Here is a 15,339-nt window from a genome sequence, read left to right as displayed (position 1 = left end):
CTATTTAACAGGATGAAGCAAAACGTCAATTTTCACCCAACTGCTTGACGTAAGCACAAACTTGCTCATCCCATAGCGTATTCCAATGGGGTAATTTTGACACAAGACCTAAGCGCTCCACTTCAATTTTCAGCTTATTCGTAGATAAGCGAGAATTCATTGGCCTTGGGGCTGGCAAGAGGTACTCCGATGCTGGAATGGGCGAAATGGCAGCGGGGGAAGCTTGCAGATGTTGGCCTGCATCTAAGGCAGTTTGCACAGCTAAACAGGCTAAGCCATACCAATTGGTTTCTCCCCCAGGAACCGCATGATAAATACCCGAGGCAAATGGCCTTAGCTGACCATCATCGAGCACCAAATGAATCCCAACTTCTGCCAGCCAAGCTGCACTAGTAGGTACGCCATACTGATCATTGATCACCCGAAGGGCTGGGCGCTCTTTTGCTAAGCGCAAAATGGTTTTAATGAAATTACTGCCATCACCATAAACCCAACTAGTTCTTAGAATCGCGTATTGTCCAGCTCGACTATTGGCAAAAGCAGTAGAGATTGCATGCTCGCCTGCTTCCTTGGATTTTCCATACACACCTAAAGGATTGACTTTGTCATTCTCTGTATATGCGTCCTGCTTTGAGCCATCAAATACATAATCAGTAGAAAAATGCAGTAATGCTGCGCCATGTTGTGCGGCATACCTAGCCATCAATCCAGGAGCGGTTGCATTAATCGAAAATGCCTTTTCTGATTCGGATTCTGCCTTATCTACAGCAGTATAGGCAGCAGCGCTGAGAATCAGCTCAGGCTGAAAGGTATTTAATAGATCGGTAACCTGACTTGGGTTACTCAGGTCGCACTCATCTCGACCGACAAAGCGAATATTGTTTGCCAATTGAAATGATGAATGCTTGAGTTGCTCTTTGAAAGCCCTTCCTAACTGACCATCTTTTCCAAAAACAAGAATATTCATCAGCGAATTATCATTAATTAAAGTATTGCTTCTCGAGCCAATCGCGATAAGAGCCGGTGACAACTCCTTGCACCCAAGCTGGGTTATCTAGGTACCACTGAACTGTCTTACGAATACCGGTATCAAAGGTTTCGGCGGGACGCCAACCTAATTCTTTTTCAATCTTACTTGCATCGATAGCATATCGACGATCATGCCCAGGTCGATCTTTAACAAAAGTAATCTGCTCTGCATATGATTTTTGATCGGCACGAGGTTTTAGCTCATCCAAAATTTTGCAGATGGTATTTACTACTTCAAGATTGGCTTTCTCATTCCAGCCGCCAATGTTATAGGTTTCACCTGGGCGACCATTAGCCAACACTTCACGAATCGCAAAGCAGTGATCGCCAACATAGAGCCAGTCTCGAATTTGTTGGCCATCACCATATACTGGTAGCGGTTTTCCATCTAATGCATTCAATATGACTAAGGGGATTAACTTCTCTGGAAAATGGTACGGCCCATAGTTATTCGAGCAATTGGTTATAACAACAGGGAGTCCGTACGTATGGAACCAAGCGCGCACTAAATGATCGGATGCTGCCTTAGAGGCAGAATATGGGCTATTAGGTTCATAGGGATTAGTCTCTCTAAATGCCCGATCAGAAGCAGATAATGATCCATAAACTTCATCAGTAGAGACATGGTGAAAACGAAACTGCTCTTTTTCTAAGTCCTGAAGAGTGCTCCAATACTGACGGGCGCACTCCAGCAAATTAAAGGTACCTACTATATTGGTTTGGATAAATTCTGCAGGGCCATAAATGGAGCGATCTACATGACTCTCTGCAGCAAAATTGATGATTGCCCGAGGCTTATATTCCTGCAGCAACCTCCTTACCAAGTCTTGGTCACCAATATCACCGTGAACAAAGATATGTCGGGAATCGCTCTCAAGAGGGGCCAAAGTTGCCAAATTCCCCGCATAAGTCAGTTTGTCAATATTTAAAATACGATCAGCATCAGGATTGGCTAACCAATCTAATACAAAATTTGCACCAATAAATCCCGCTCCGCCTGTTACCAAAATCATATTTATTTATCCTCTAGTGGGATTATCATGTAAATCATGTCTAAGCTCAAACCCATCAAAATAGCCACTCTTGGAGTAGCTTCAGACTTTCAAACATCGCTATTACCAGCCATCATCAAAAGCCTGGGATATAAACCAATCCAGTCAAAAACCAATCACAGCGACCTAGTGATAGTTGGTCCTTTTTTAAGTGAAAAGAAATCTTTTAACTGGATTCCAAAACCCCTAAGAGCTATTCTGACGAATGCAAAAAATGATGGCGGCAATGCGCAGTCATCCCGGCATAGCCCTCTCAGGCTATTTATCACAGGGGAAAATGTAAGGCATGATTCTTGCAAGTATGATTATGCAATTTCATTTGATCTTGCTGTAGCAAGCTCAAACCATTTCCGAATGCCCTATTGGATGGAAATGGTTGATTGGTCTAAAGAGGGGGTAGTGGGAAATCTAAATCCCCGCTATGGACGCCTCCTTAGCCTAGATAGACTCCTCCAACCACTCGGGAGCGGCTATCTCTCTAGACCTAAAAAAGCGGCAATTTTTGCATCCCATCTTAAAGAACCTAGACGCACCTTGCTAGAGATAGTCAAAAAACAAATTGAGGTTGTTGAATATGGGCGCTCTTTTAATCCAAATGTTAAAAATCATTTGGAGAGTGGCATCATCAAATACGATGAGCTACAAAAAGTTGCCTTCAACCTATGCCCTGAAAATGGTATGCATCCTGGATATTACACAGAAAAAATTCCGGAGGCTTTTATGGCAGGCTGCTTACCCATTACTTGGGCCGATGAAAATATAAAGGTGGACTTTAATCCCAGAGCCTTTATTAATCTCGCGCCAATGTCTTATCAGTATTTTAATGAACTAGAAGAAATTCTGAACACGAAAAAAATTCTTGATAGCTATGCAGAGCAGCCATTAATAACCAATAGATTAAATATAGACCCCCTAAAACAATTTGTAAGCAATATTATCGGGGATGCACTCAGCTGACCTAAGTCTTAGGAAACCAGGGGGATTGATTAATCATTCTATCGATATACCGATGGAATGATCTCATCTTTTTTTTCCAGCCCTGCACTGGCTGCCTACCCGGCCTATCGGTAATAGTCGATCTCGTATGCGCAAGTAAGATAGGATAGGGCTTAACGGCCAAACACCTCAGCCCATGTTTTTTAAAATGTTCTAAATAATGGTCAACGGGTTCATAAATATCAGGAGAGTTTTTTAGGAGAATGCATGCAGCCTGAGGGTTCAAAATATAAGATGCAGTTCCACATGGATCCCCAAAATTCTGAACTAAGTCATATATTTTGCGACTTTCCAGCAAGCAGTTTTCAGTCTCATAAATTCCAGATAACCTCACTAAGTCCCATGCTTTGTGAATTGCTAATAAATCACTCAGCACAGAATCAAACCCAGCCTCCAAAAGGAAGTCATCTTCAAATACTAGGGTCGTCTTTTGATTATCTACGCAAGCTTGCCAAGCCTTGATATGCGAAAGATAGCATCCAACCTCGCCCGGAGTAAGTTCATAACCTTGAAGTCTCTTTACCTTATCCTTATTGTATGAAGGAGGCATCTTTGACAATGCATATCCGTCAACAGCATTTAAAAAGGTCCAATGAATGCCAGTTTTTGCAAGCTGCTCTTGGACTCTTTGCCTCCTATCTAAGGAGCGCTCCAAAGAGATCACAAATACCTGAATAGGAATGCTCTCTTTCATCATTATCTATAAAAAGCTACTGAGGTACTTCGAAAACCGTTTAATACCTCTAACCAATCGCGACGCAAATGATTTATTTGGAACACCATAATCTAAATTAGACTCCCAATTTGATTGATAGATTACGCCCAAATAATTATGACGCACTTTTTCTATCGATTCTCCAAGCCTTCGCAACAAAAAGAAGTGCCAATCATAATAATAAATTCTAAACAACTGCTCCAATGGATAAAGAGGTATGGCGTTGAAGTTTAATAAGGCCTCTAGATATAGAAGAGTTTCTGGATGCTCATCATTTGAAACATCCCAAAAAGTTAAATTATGGGGTATCAAATAACTTTCATCAAGCGACCTCCAAACCTTTGAGGACCAGATAAAAGGTGGGCAAGGGCAATAGTAATTCGGTCCGTTTCTATTAAATAAAGCTTTTACTGCATCACCTTCGCGACGCAGATTTTGGGGCACCTTAGAGTAGTTGCGATTACCTGCAAGCTGGAAGAATTCTTTATTTTGATAAATAACTGTATAGGGATTGCCATCTGGCGCTAAAAAATCTGAGCGATAAAATGGTTTTATAAAAACACAATCAGAGTCTATACAAACATAGTTCTCGGAGACCTCCAGCCTCCAAAACTCTGATTTAATCGCCTGTTGAGACAAGCTACCCGAGCGTGTTTTTTCAATACCTTTTGGCGCTCTTGGGTTAGCGGCCACAATCGACTCGTCAGATACCCAATGATAATTCCCATTTTCACCAAGGATAGTAATTAAATCTTGATGCTGGTCTTGAGGCGTAGATATAAAGAAAGAAATATGATCATGATTAAATTGTTCGATAGACTCCAATAGGCGCTTTAGCCGAAGAAAATCTCGGCGGTAAGACTTGCAGTAAAGGACTATATCTTTCAAAAAATTCCTAATTTATTTTTTGCGCTTCAGTAATTATTTTATATGCTGCCTGCTCTACGCCAATAGGTTTCCAGATTGGCTCAATTAATTTCTTTAACTGCCAGTCTAACCAAATTCTCTCTAGCGCTATAGAAATCCCCTCCGAATCACCTTCAGAGCTTAAATATGCGCCACGATCTAAAAGCATTTGATCAAGCTGTGGATTGCGATGAGTGATCCCCCATATTGGCCTTCCGGCCCACAAGTAGTCATAGAGCTTTGAAGGGATATATTCGGCACACCATTCATCGTTGCCGTGAAGTAAAATTAATACCTCCGCTTCCCGCATCCTCTCAGCTACACGCTGACGACCTGACTTTCCAGTAATAGGATCAATCTCTAGACGCCCATGAGATAAAAGCACATCATTAAAACCGAATTTCTCAATGGCTTCAATCGTAAGGGGGTCCAAAGGTGCTCCATATGCATGGACTCTCATTGAATCACGTGCGTGAGGATATTTTTTAAACAAGGGAATAAGAGCCCTAAGAATGGTTGATAAAGAGCGATCTTTTGCTAAAGATCCAAAGTGACATAAATTTAATTTATCACTGTACTGATGCTGATTTTTTGAGTTAAGACCAATAGGTGAATGCGCCCCTGGGGTCACCACAAAACCATGAGCATTATTTGGGGTGTTAAGGTTGGGATTTCTTACCTTTGCATAATGTAAAGCACCATCAGTAAACCACCACACCTTATCGGAAAAACGTATAAGTTGTTTTTCCAAATAATGTCGAAATCGGGCATCGCGATTTTTAGGCTGCTCAAATCCTTGATCGTTTGGATTTTTTCTAATCACTAGCGGATCATGAACCTCTACAATTAATGGCAATCCTGTTACCTTTTTTAACCATAGACCTGCTAAATGCGCCGACCATGCCCCTCCAGTGGAATAAATTAGGTCAATCTTGCCTTGTCGGGCCAAACTTAAACCGTGAATAAAAGCAGGAAAAGCCCAAGACCATTGACTTGAATAACCCAGGATAAATTTTTCTAACCCAATTAAAGGGGCTAATAAAATCGAAACTGTTCTCGTTGTGAGTTTATAAAAGAATCCACGTCTATATTTGTTAGCAATCCAATGTCGAAAATCGAATCGAAATGCTGCAGGGCCCCAAGCTAAATATTGATAATGAGGAAATCGCTGATCTTTTATTCCAGTGATAGCACTGAATACAACTGGCTCAATACCTGCATGCAAAAAATAAGGAATTTTGTCTGTAATAGTTAAGCTTGAAGCACGGCCATCCATATTAAAACCATGCGACAAAATCAACCAACGCTTTTTTTTAATCACCGCAGGAATATCAACGCTCACTAGTGATCCCACTTGACCTTTTTAATTACCAGCAACGATAGACATAACAGCCATCCGCACTGCGATACCAAATGTCACTTGATTCAAAATGACGGATTGAGGCCCATCGGCCACAATAGAATCAATCTCGACTCCACGATTCATGGGGCCAGGGTGCATGACGATCGCATCAGCCTTAGCAAGCGCTAAGCGTGAAGACGTTAAACCATACTGCTTAAAGAAGGCTTCACCCTCTGGAACCTGTCCAGCCTCCATGCGCTCTTTTTGAATACGCAAAGTCATCACCACATCAACATCCTTCAGGCCTTCTTCCATGCTGTGAAAGACCTTAACACCAAGCATATCTAAATCTCTCGGTAACAAGCTCTCGGGGCCAATCACACGTATATCTTCGCAACCCAAAGTCGTCAGCGCATGAATATTCGATTTAGCAACGCGGCTATGGACGATGTCACCAACAATCGCCACCTTTAATCCTTTGAAGTTCTGCTTAAAGTGACGCATCGTATACATGTCCAACAAGCCTTGGGTCGGATGTTGATGACTGCCATCACCTGCATTAACAACGTGCACATGCGTGGGCACATGATTAGCAATCTCGATTGGTGCCCTTGATACGCTATGACGTACTACAAAAATATCGGCCTGCATTGCAACTAAATTATCAATCGTATCGAGAAGGCTCTCACCCTTCGCAGTGGATGATGTAGAGATGTCTAAATTAATAACATCAGCTGACAACCGCTTTGCAGCAATTTCAAACGTCGTTCTGGTACGCGTAGAATTTTCAAAGAAGAGGTTAAAAACACTTTTGCCACGCAATAACGGAACTTTCTTAACCTCCCTAGCAGGGTCAGTCACGCTAACAAATTGCTTCGCAGTATCTAAAATATGAAGGATTTGCTCTTTTGGTAAACCCTCTAAAGTCAACAGATGCGTTAGCTCTCCAGCGGCATTAAATTGATTCACTAAGTTACCTCCAGAACCCATTATTCCCGCTCCTCAAGCTCAAAGCTAAATTTACCAGCAGCGTCTTTTTCTAAAACCAAAATTTGATTTTCAGGAACTTGTACTTGCTCGCCCACAAAGTTCGCGCAAACTGGAAGCTCACGATTACCACGATCTGCAAGAACCATTAGCTCAACTTGTGCAGGACGACCAAAATCGAACAGCTCGTTCAATGCTGCGCGCACTGTCCTACCGGTCAGCAATACATCATCTATCAAAATAATATTGGCGCCGCTTACATCAAAGGGCAAATGCGTTGTCATTGTGCTCGCAGTCCGTAAAGCAGTCATCCCTTTCTCAGCATAATCATCGCGATGAAAGGCGACATTAATCACGCCAAAATGAGGCAATCCTAAATCTTTAGCTAAGCGCTCTGCAATCCAAGCGCCCCCCATAGCTAAGCCAGCGAGCTCATAAGGCCCTTGCTGTGACCTTGTACGCAGAGCTTCAAGTAGTTTTTTGTATAACAGTTCAGCGTTCATTCGTTTTTCAAAACTTCTCAATTTCAATCAATTTAAGCCAGTGGCCGTTCTGCGAAATACTGCTCCAAAATCAAAGATGCAGAGTGCGCATCTAGATTGTCCCGCATCTGTGAGTCACCCTCCAAAATAGCGGATGTATAGCGCTCATCGACCCAGGACACTGGTAAATTCAGCCTTCCATGCAACTGATTCCCAAAACGGGTCGCTTTCGCAGTCATTTCATGCTCTACTCCGTCGGGATAGACTGGGCGACCTACCACCAACTGCTGTGGCTGCCATTCTCTTATCAGGCCCTGAATCTCCTCAAAGAGCGCATCAATATTAGGCGCAGTAATTGTTTTTAATGCTTGACCTACTTGAGTTACTGAATTTCCTACTGCCACACCAACACGACGTGTACCGTAATCAAACGCCATTACAGTAATTGCACTCATATTAGGCATGCCCCGCTTCACCAGAAAGTGAAGACAAATCAAACCCAAGATGATTCATTGTTTTTTCATATCGCTGGCTTGATGGTGTATTGAAGATAATTTCCATCATTTGCTCGCGTGATAAGGGAACATTCATCCAACCATTTAAGGTAATTTCTTCTTCGAGCTGCCCAGCACCCCAACCAGCATAGCCTAGGGTCATTAAAAACTTTCTAGGTCCGTTGCCGATTGCTACTGCCTCAAGCACATCCTTAGAGGTGGTCATCGTGAGACCACCCGGAATAATCAATGAGGAGCTATAAGAAAGATGAGGATTGGACTCATGTAGAACAAAACCGCGCTCTACCTGAACTGGCCCCCCGAAATATACAGACTGCTCCAGCAAAGGCGCGATTTCCAGTTTGAGCTCAATCTTGTCAAACAAGGTTGCTAAATCAACTTCAGTGGGCTTATTAACAACCAACCCCATCGCTCCTCTTTCATTATGCTCAAACAAATAGATAACAGAGTTTGCAAAATTAGGGTCTACCATGCCTGGCATAGAGATAAGGAACTGATTTGCTAAATGATCGGCTGAATAGGAGATCAAAGATCCTGGGTCTGAATCATGGGAGGCTTTGTTGGCCGAAGTCATATGGCTATTTTACCGAATATCTAGATTTTTCCGGTAATCCAGTAAGCAATTACGCCAACTACCTCATGTAGTAAGTTACCCCAATTGTCAGCGCCCTCACTCAGATCAAAAGAGGCCCAGTGAATACTATTTCCAGTTTGATAATCTACCGGCAACGGGTAGACAACGATGCCTTGTTTTTCAAATATCTTGACTGATCGATACATGTGACTAGCTGAAGTAATCAGCAACCAAGGTTTTGGAACTCCGGCCTCATTCTTTAAGCCAAACTCTTCAATCATGGGCTTCATGTAGAGGACGTTCTCATAGGTATTGCGTGACTGATTTTCATAATGAGCCATCTTCTCGCTTAGACCTTGCTCAGCAACTAACCGCTTAAATGCATCGGATTCTGACACCCCTTTTGGATTAATGCGCCCCGAGTAGCCACTAAAAATAAAAGGAAGATCAGGATATTTTCGGATCAACTCAAAAGCCTTTGTTACGCGCTCGGCAGCAGAACCAATAGATATCTCACCACGATATAGTGCGATTTCCCCGCCTTCTATAGCACCGCCCAGAATAATAATTCCGCCAATATCATTTTCAGAAATATTTACTAGTGACGTTTTTGGAATCACATCTTCGAGAGCGCTTAATCCTAACTCTGAAGTAGGTGCCCACCCCACTATCAGAAGATCCAATAGAGCCAGCAGCAGAAAGCGCTTGCACAAATTGAGCTTTCTGAGCGAAAGAAATAGCAAACCCAGAAGAACAAAAACAATAAGCCAATTGAGCGGCTCTATACAGAACTGCAACACCTTCGAAAGAATAAAAAAGATCGTATCCATCATTAATCATGATCTTAATCCTTTTAACTAGGCCCTCCCCAAACAAAATCCCGCAATTGGCCCTAATATAGGGGCTATGCAAAAAGCTCTTGTTTGGCTCCGCCGCGATCTCCGCCTGTATGACAATGCAGCACTTCATCACGCCCTTGAAGAAAGCAAGCAAGTCTGGCTAACTTTCATATTTGATACCGAGATCCTGAAGCCTTTAATACAGGGCGAACTCGATGCCAAGGGTTTAAAACACGATCGTAGGGTCGATTTCATTTGGCAAGGTTTAAAACAGATAGACGATGAGCTTAAAAAACAAGGTGGTGGTCTTATTGTTCGCTTTGGCAAGCCAACTGAATACATCCCCCAAATCGCCAAAGAACTTGGTGTTGAAGCTGTTTTTACCAATCATGACTATGAGCCCTCTGCGATCGCCAGAGATGAACAAGTTAAAACTTCATTGGAAAAATTATGTATTCAGTTTGAAAGCTATAAAGATCAAGTGATTTTTGAGAAAAAAGAAATTCTCACTAATTCCAATACTGTTTTTTCCATCTTTACACCCTATAAAAACAATTGGCTAAAAACACTTCAAGAAAAGGGCCTGGCTGCCTATGAATGCAATCCCAAGTCAGGGCAAATTGTCCCTATTCCTAAAAAAATAGACTTGCCCTTTCCTTCGCTAGAGTCCATGGGCTTTTGTCCAACCGGCATTGAAAGCTATCTACCCCCTGGATCAGAGGGTGGCCAAGCCTTTTTAGAAGACTTTCTATCCCGAATTGATCAATACCAAATTGGTAGAGACTTCCCAGCTATCAAGGGCGTGAGCTATCTATCTACCCATCTTCGCTTTGGCATGCTTTCTATTCGAGGCTTGGTTCGAGAGGCTCATCGTCGCATGCTAACGGGAAGTATGGGTGCCACTATTTGGTTAAGTGAACTGATCTGGCGGGATTTTTATTTCATGATTCTTGCCAATCATCCACGCTTAGCCAGCGGCGCTTCATTCAAACCAGACTATGACAATATCGCTTGGGAAAGCGGCGCTCATGCCAAGAAATTATTTAAGGCATGGTGCGAAGGTAAAACTGGATATCCCTTAGTGGATGCGGCAATGCATCAGCTTAATCAAAGTGGTTATATGCACAATCGTTTACGCATGGTGGTGGCAAGCTTTCTAACTAAAGATTTAGGGATAGATTGGCGTTGGGGTGAAGCTTATTTTGCAGAGCATCTGAACGACTTTGAGCTCTCATCTAATAACGGTGGTTGGCAGTGGGCATCCTCCTCAGGCTGTGATGCACAGCCCTATTTCCGAATCTTTAACCCGATTACTCAATCAGAAAAGTTTGATCCAGAGGGCAAGTTCATTCGCCGTTACTTACCCCAGTTAGAAAAACTCTCCAAGAAATCAATTCATGCGCCATGGAAAGCAGGTCATATCGAGCTTGAAGTTGCTGGTATCGCCCTAGGGCGAAATTACCCTTTACCTGCAGTGGATCATGATGAGGCTCGCAAGAAAACCTTAGTTCGCTATAGCGTTGTTAAAAAAGTCAGCTAAGGCAGTTAATAACTGATTAATCCGCTTTAAGATAGGTCATGAGCAAAATCTATGCTGTTGGTGACGTCCAAGGATGCGCGCCCTCACTAAAAGCCCTGGTCAAAAAACTTCCTAAAGAATCAAAAATGATTTTTTTGGGAGATCTAGTCAATCGCGGCCCAGACTCATTAGGTGCGTTACGTCAACTCAAATCATTACAAGAATCCGGTCGTGCCGAATGTATTCTCGGGAACCATGATCTTCATCTCCTCGCGATTGATGCGGGGATTCGAAAAACCAAAGGCCTTGATACAGTCGAACTAATCCTCCAGGCTCCAGACCGAAGAGAGCTTATTAACTGGTTACGCAAACGCCCTATGGCACTGAGTAATGGGCAAGTACTTACCGTACATGCTGGGGTTCTTCCGCAGTGGGATCTACAACAGACCATTGAACGTGCGCAGGAAGTTGAAAGGGCCTTGCGGAGTAAATCCTACAAGGAGTTCCTGGGGAGTATGTATGGAAATACTCCAAACAAATGGAGCAGCTCTCTCAAAGGTGATGAACGATTACGAGTGATTACCAATGCACTAACCAGAATGCGCTTTTGCACTCCTAGCGGTCAGATGGAGTTTGACAGCAAAGATGGTTTAGAGGATGGGCCAAAAGGCTATATTCCCTGGTTCAAAGTATCCAAACGAAAAACTCAAGATACTGTGATTTACTTTGGCCACTGGTCAACCCTAGGGTTGTTGCGCGAACAGAATGTTGTTGGCTTAGATACAGGGTGTGTATGGGGTGGAAAACTCACCGCCATGGAAATTTCTGATGGCAATAAAGATATGAAGAAGTCGAAAATTATTCAAGTGAATGGCTATGACCACCCACTAAGGATGTAAGGAAAGAAGAAAATTAATTCAGCGGATATTGCTTTTGAATTGCAGCACCCTGCATATTTGATCCGGACTCCGATAAGTGATTAGAGTCAGTAAATAAGACCTTGCCATTCATCACGGCATTACATATCCCATTGGGGCATAAAAAATTGGCGGGATCATAAGTATTTACTCCCGGATATTTCTTCAAACTCTCGATAATGCTGGAGCGATATCCTGATTGCTTATCCAACTCTCTATCAATAGGGTAGGCGCAGCTATTCAGAGGATTTTTTCTGCCGAGGGGTAGCTCCCCAACACAAAGACGGGGCTCAAAGTTTAACTCCGGTAACGCATATGCATAAACCACCCGCTTCTTGGCTCGCAATAGGGTATCGAATGTTTTATTGGCAGCCAGCTCGAAGCTTTCCCGTTCTGCATCACTCGAGATCTCGCGATTCCTATGAAAAATAAAGACCGTCTTAACTGAAGGATTGCTAGTAATCCAGCTAATCTGTTTATTGATATTTTCTTTACAATTTGGATATTGACCAAACTGACCAGCATCCAAGAATGGAAGGCAGGCCCCCTGTCCGACTAACCTAACCACATGCTGATCACCATAGGCTTTGGCTATGCCCCAATAGGCGCTAAATGCATGACTATCTCCGATAACGATAATATCGGCATCTTGGGATCCATTACTTTGAGCACATACATGCGCCTCTGGATATATAAAACCAGGCTCACAATGGCCAGTAGGCAGCATCCCCTTTCTTTCCCACTTCACAAAATCTTGCTTTTGATCAATTGGGATTTGAATATTTTTTGCAAGGCGATGTTCCAAACCTTCTCTGTGATAGGTGTTCCAGCCCTGAAACCCAATACCCACCATCAGCAAACAAAGGGCGATGACTATTTTTTTACCTAGATATCGAATTCTCTTTTCGATTAGCATATAACTGATGTGTGCCAAAATCAAACTGATGAATAATAAAAAAATAGTCTCGATAGCAGATAAAGATGCTCCCTTCATTAAGCGGCCAAAACTCAAAACAGGCCAATGCCACAAATACAAAGGGTAACTAATGAGGCCTAATGCAACCACCCAACTTGTTGAAAAAAACTTCATAGGCAATATATCGCTTTGGGCGACTGCCAAGAGTAAAGCAGTACCCAAAACAGCTGGAAGAACTAACCACCCCGGAAAAACAGATTGCGGGGATAAATAAAAGATTGGCGCTAGTATTCCCGCTAGACCTAGCATGGCGATGAGATTATTGAATCTTTTAACTCGTGTGCTTGAGTAATAGATAGCAATCAGGCCGCCCAAACCCAACTCCCAAGTACGGGCAAATGGCAAATAAAATGTGGCCGATGGATAGGCCCGCACAAATAAAATATTTACTAAAAATGATAAGACGATGAGTCCAATTAGCATATTTCGCAAACTAAATTTCATTCTCATCAGAAGCAAAATAATGCAGGGCCAAAAAATATAAAATTGCTCCTCTACCCCCAAAGACCAAAGGTTTAATAAAGGCTTCAGTTCAGCTAATTCATCAAAATATCCTGCCTCAAGCCAATAAACCCAATTAGAAACAAAACTAGCGCCCGCTAGAATATGCTTGCCCAGTTGCATGAATTCACTAGGCAACATGACGAACCATCCCAGCCCATAAACAACAATAAAAACCAAAATTAAAGTGGGGAATATTCTTCTGATACGTCGTGAATAAAATTCAACAAAAGAAAATTGCTTAGATGCTGCCTGAGTAACAATGATTTGAGTAATGAGATACCCAGAGATAACAAAAAAAACGTCAACTCCTATAAACCCTCCTGGAAATACCTGAGGAAAACCGTGGAAAAGAATGACTGCCAAAACCGCCAGCGCCCGCAAACCATCAATTGATGGAATGTATTTATGCAGTGTCATGAAGGGCTAGCGATTAATAAAGTTAACTACCTAAATTCTGAAATGATTTCTTCGCCGCAGTAATAATTGCATTCAGCACTTCATTGTCATGTGCGATCGATGTGAAGCCTGCCTCATATGCTGATGGCGCTAGATAAACACCTTCATCTAACATCAAGTGAAAAAACTTCTTAAAAGCTTCAATATCAGTTTTCGTGACAGCCTCATAAGAGGTTGGAACGGCGTTGGTAAAATAGAAGCCGAACATACCACCAACGCTATCGACCGCAAATGGAATATTCGCTTTATCTGCAGCATGCTTTAAACCAGCCATGAGTTTTTGAGTTTGACCAGTCAGACACTCATAGAAACCTTCTCTCGAAATAATCTCCAGAGTCTTTAAGCCAGCTGCCACAGCAACTGGATTACCAGACAAAGTGCCAGCCTGGTACACACTTCCTAAAGGGGCTAACTTAGACATGATTTCTTTTTTGCCGCCAAAGGCTGCCATTGGCATACCACCACCCATGACTTTTCCAAGACAAGTTAAGTCGGGAACAATACCTTGTAGTGACTGAGCACCTCCAAGAGCCACTCTAAAGCCGGTCATCACTTCGTCATAAATTAAAACACTACCATGCTTGCTCGTGAGATTCCGAATCGCAGTCAAAAATGCTTTTGAAGGCTGAATCAAATTCATATTGCCAGCAATCGGCTCGATGATGACTGCAGCAATTTGATCGCCCTGCTTTTTAAATACCGCTTCGATCGCTTCAACATCGTTGTATGGCAAAACCAATGTGTGCTTGACTAAATCTTGAGGTACACCACCAGAAGATGGCGCATTCTGGGTTGAGTCTGCGAAGGTCAACAGGCCTGAGCCAGCCTTCACTAATAAGCTATCCGCATGTCCGTGATAGCAACCTTCAAACTTAATGATGAGATCACGACCTGTGTAGCCACGAGCTAGACGTAAAGCGCTCATCGTTGCTTCTGTACCGCTAGAGACCATACGCACTTGCTCAATGCTAGGCATCACAGCACAAATACGCTCTGCTAGCTCAATCTCACCTTCGGTAGGGGCGCCGTAACTAAAACTCGTTTCAGCAGCTTTTTGAACAGCCTCAACCACTTCTGGATTCGAATGACCGACAATCATGGGACCCCAGGACATAATTAAATCGATATAACGCTTATTGTCAGCATCCCAAAAATAGGGGCCTTTGGCTTTGGTTACAAAACGTGGAGTACCCCCAACTTGACGAAATGCCCGCACTGGCGAGTTCACTCCACCTGGAATTGTCTTCTGTGCCCGTTCAAATAAAACGTCGTTTTGACTCATGTTTATCTCAATCGCTTTTATCTATTTTTAGCTGTTATCAGCCAATTAAATTGCCATCATTTCAAAATCGTCTTTGCGCGCTCCACACTCTGGACAAGTCCAATTCATTGGCACATCTTTCCAGAGTGTTCCCGGCGCAATACCCTCATCAGGCAAACCAGCAGCCTCGTCATAGACCCATCCACAAATTAGGCACATATACGTTTTGAATTCCATTTACCTAGTCTCCGCAGTAATCACGCATTTAG

At 42.8% G+C, this 15,339-nt stretch carries 16 protein-coding genes; 3 read left to right on the top strand and 13 right to left on the bottom strand.

Features of this window, described 5'->3' with window-relative positions:
- Window positions 1–25: 25 nt before the first annotated feature.
- Complete coding sequence (gene rfbD / locus C2756_RS01295) at window positions 26–967, bottom strand: dTDP-4-dehydrorhamnose reductase (protein WP_215319595.1); 942 nt, start codon at window positions 965–967, stop codon at window positions 26–28.
- A 13-nt stretch (window positions 968–980) separates the two neighbouring features.
- Window positions 981–2,042, bottom strand: a complete 1,062-nt coding sequence (gene rfbB / locus C2756_RS01290; RefSeq protein ID WP_215319594.1) for a dTDP-glucose 4,6-dehydratase — start codon at window positions 2,040–2,042, stop codon at window positions 981–983.
- A 36-nt stretch (window positions 2,043–2,078) separates the two neighbouring features.
- On the opposite strand from rfbB, the gene C2756_RS01285 reads away from it, so the two are divergent.
- Entirely contained in the window at window positions 2,079–3,038 is a 960-nt protein-coding gene (locus C2756_RS01285; protein ID WP_215319593.1) for a glycosyltransferase family 10 domain-containing protein, read from the top strand.
- A gap of 1 nt (window position 3,039) precedes the next feature.
- Here the strand turns inward: C2756_RS01285 and C2756_RS01280 are convergent, their stop codons facing one another.
- From C2756_RS01280 to C2756_RS01245, 8 genes are read right to left on the bottom strand one after another with little or no spacing between them, the layout of a single operon-like run.
- Window positions 3,040–3,771, bottom strand: coding sequence for a glycosyltransferase family 25 protein (locus tag C2756_RS01280; protein ID WP_215319592.1), 732 nt, complete (start codon window positions 3,769–3,771; stop codon window positions 3,040–3,042).
- A 6-nt stretch (window positions 3,772–3,777) separates the two neighbouring features.
- Entirely contained in the window at window positions 3,778–4,680 is a 903-nt protein-coding gene (locus C2756_RS01275) for a DUF6492 family protein (RefSeq protein ID WP_256437782.1), read from the bottom strand.
- 7 nt (window positions 4,681–4,687) lie between these two features.
- Window positions 4,688–6,040 (bottom strand): glycosyltransferase, encoded by a 1,353-nt coding sequence (locus C2756_RS01270; protein ID WP_251372083.1) that lies wholly within the window; start codon window positions 6,038–6,040, stop codon window positions 4,688–4,690.
- Window positions 6,041–6,061: 21 nt separating this feature from the next.
- Window positions 6,062–7,030, bottom strand: a complete 969-nt coding sequence (locus tag C2756_RS01265; RefSeq protein WP_215319591.1) for an aspartate carbamoyltransferase catalytic subunit — start codon at window positions 7,028–7,030, stop codon at window positions 6,062–6,064.
- Window positions 7,030–7,530: a bifunctional pyr operon transcriptional regulator/uracil phosphoribosyltransferase PyrR gene (pyrR, locus tag C2756_RS01260; RefSeq protein WP_215319590.1), complete on the bottom strand. Its 501-nt coding sequence runs from the start codon at window positions 7,528–7,530 to the stop codon at window positions 7,030–7,032. Before pyrR ends, C2756_RS01265 begins: the two co-directional genes overlap by 1 nt.
- 32 nt (window positions 7,531–7,562) lie before the next feature.
- A complete protein-coding gene (gene ruvX, locus C2756_RS01255; protein ID WP_371817088.1) occupies window positions 7,563–7,964 on the bottom strand; it encodes a Holliday junction resolvase RuvX in 402 nt (133 codons plus the stop codon).
- A gap of 1 nt (window position 7,965) precedes the next feature.
- Complete coding sequence (locus C2756_RS01250; protein WP_215319588.1) at window positions 7,966–8,598, bottom strand: YqgE/AlgH family protein; 633 nt, start codon at window positions 8,596–8,598, stop codon at window positions 7,966–7,968.
- A 20-nt stretch (window positions 8,599–8,618) separates the two neighbouring features.
- Window positions 8,619–9,428, bottom strand: coding sequence for a YdcF family protein (locus C2756_RS01245; protein WP_215319587.1), 810 nt, complete (start codon window positions 9,426–9,428; stop codon window positions 8,619–8,621).
- A gap of 76 nt (window positions 9,429–9,504) precedes the next feature.
- Here C2756_RS01245 and C2756_RS01240 point away from each other — a divergent pair, with 76 nt between their 5' ends.
- Both C2756_RS01240 and C2756_RS01235 read left to right on the top strand, forming a co-directional pair.
- Window positions 9,505–10,977, top strand: a complete 1,473-nt coding sequence (locus tag C2756_RS01240) for a deoxyribodipyrimidine photo-lyase (RefSeq protein ID WP_215319586.1) — start codon at window positions 9,505–9,507, stop codon at window positions 10,975–10,977.
- Between the two features lie 38 nt (window positions 10,978–11,015).
- On the top strand, window positions 11,016–11,855 hold the full coding sequence (locus tag C2756_RS01235) for a symmetrical bis(5'-nucleosyl)-tetraphosphatase (RefSeq protein WP_215319585.1): 840 nt from the start codon (window positions 11,016–11,018) through the stop codon (window positions 11,853–11,855).
- A 13-nt stretch (window positions 11,856–11,868) separates the two neighbouring features.
- On the opposite strand, the gene C2756_RS01230 is transcribed toward C2756_RS01235, so the two are convergent.
- Genes C2756_RS01230 through C2756_RS01220 form a run of 3 tightly spaced genes read right to left on the bottom strand, consistent with a single transcriptional unit; the run spans window position 11,869 to window position 15,307 of the window.
- On the bottom strand, window positions 11,869–13,770 hold the full coding sequence (locus C2756_RS01230) for an acyltransferase family protein (RefSeq protein WP_215319584.1): 1,902 nt from the start codon (window positions 13,768–13,770) through the stop codon (window positions 11,869–11,871).
- Between the two features lie 22 nt (window positions 13,771–13,792).
- Window positions 13,793–15,091, bottom strand: coding sequence for a glutamate-1-semialdehyde 2,1-aminomutase (gene hemL, locus C2756_RS01225; RefSeq protein WP_215319583.1), 1,299 nt, complete (start codon window positions 15,089–15,091; stop codon window positions 13,793–13,795).
- A 45-nt stretch (window positions 15,092–15,136) separates the two neighbouring features.
- Window positions 15,137–15,307: a rubredoxin gene (locus C2756_RS01220; RefSeq protein WP_068947854.1), complete on the bottom strand. Its 171-nt coding sequence runs from the start codon at window positions 15,305–15,307 to the stop codon at window positions 15,137–15,139.
- Window positions 15,308–15,339: the final 32 nt, after the last annotated feature.

Origin of the sequence: Polynucleobacter sp. UB-Siik-W21, from assembly GCF_018687415.1 — a bacterium.
Taxonomy (GTDB): Bacteria; Pseudomonadota; Gammaproteobacteria; order Burkholderiales; family Burkholderiaceae; genus Polynucleobacter.
This window is presented reverse-complemented; position numbering and strand designations above follow the sequence as displayed.

Excerpts from the sequence above, each read along its gene's own strand:
- rfbD (WP_215319595.1), bottom strand. The coding sequence starts at position 967 with ATGAATATTCTTGTTTTTGGAAAAGATGGTCAGTTAGGAAGGGCTTTC.
- rfbB (WP_215319594.1), bottom strand. The coding sequence starts at position 2,042 with ATGATTTTGGTAACAGGCGGAGCGGGATTTATTGGTGCAAATTTTGTA.
- C2756_RS01285 (WP_215319593.1), top strand. The coding sequence starts at position 2,079 with ATGTCTAAGCTCAAACCCATCAAAATAGCCACTCTTGGAGTAGCTTCA.
- C2756_RS01280 (WP_215319592.1), bottom strand. The coding sequence starts at position 3,771 with ATGAAAGAGAGCATTCCTATTCAGGTATTTGTGATCTCTTTGGAGCGC.
- C2756_RS01265 (WP_215319591.1), bottom strand. The coding sequence starts at position 7,030 with ATGGGTTCTGGAGGTAACTTAGTGAATCAATTTAATGCCGCTGGAGAG.
- pyrR (WP_215319590.1), bottom strand. The coding sequence starts at position 7,530 with ATGAACGCTGAACTGTTATACAAAAAACTACTTGAAGCTCTGCGTACA.
- ruvX (WP_371817088.1), bottom strand. The coding sequence starts at position 7,964 with ATGAGTGCAATTACTGTAATGGCGTTTGATTACGGTACACGTCGTGTT.
- C2756_RS01250 (WP_215319588.1), bottom strand. The coding sequence starts at position 8,598 with ATGACTTCGGCCAACAAAGCCTCCCATGATTCAGACCCAGGATCTTTG.
- C2756_RS01245 (WP_215319587.1), bottom strand. The coding sequence starts at position 9,428 with ATGGATACGATCTTTTTTATTCTTTCGAAGGTGTTGCAGTTCTGTATA.
- C2756_RS01240 (WP_215319586.1), top strand. The coding sequence starts at position 9,505 with ATGCAAAAAGCTCTTGTTTGGCTCCGCCGCGATCTCCGCCTGTATGAC.
- C2756_RS01235 (WP_215319585.1), top strand. The coding sequence starts at position 11,016 with ATGAGCAAAATCTATGCTGTTGGTGACGTCCAAGGATGCGCGCCCTCA.
- C2756_RS01230 (WP_215319584.1), bottom strand. The coding sequence starts at position 13,770 with ATGACACTGCATAAATACATTCCATCAATTGATGGTTTGCGGGCGCTG.
- hemL (WP_215319583.1), bottom strand. The coding sequence starts at position 15,091 with ATGAGTCAAAACGACGTTTTATTTGAACGGGCACAGAAGACAATTCCA.
- C2756_RS01220 (WP_068947854.1), bottom strand. The coding sequence starts at position 15,307 with ATGGAATTCAAAACGTATATGTGCCTAATTTGTGGATGGGTCTATGAC.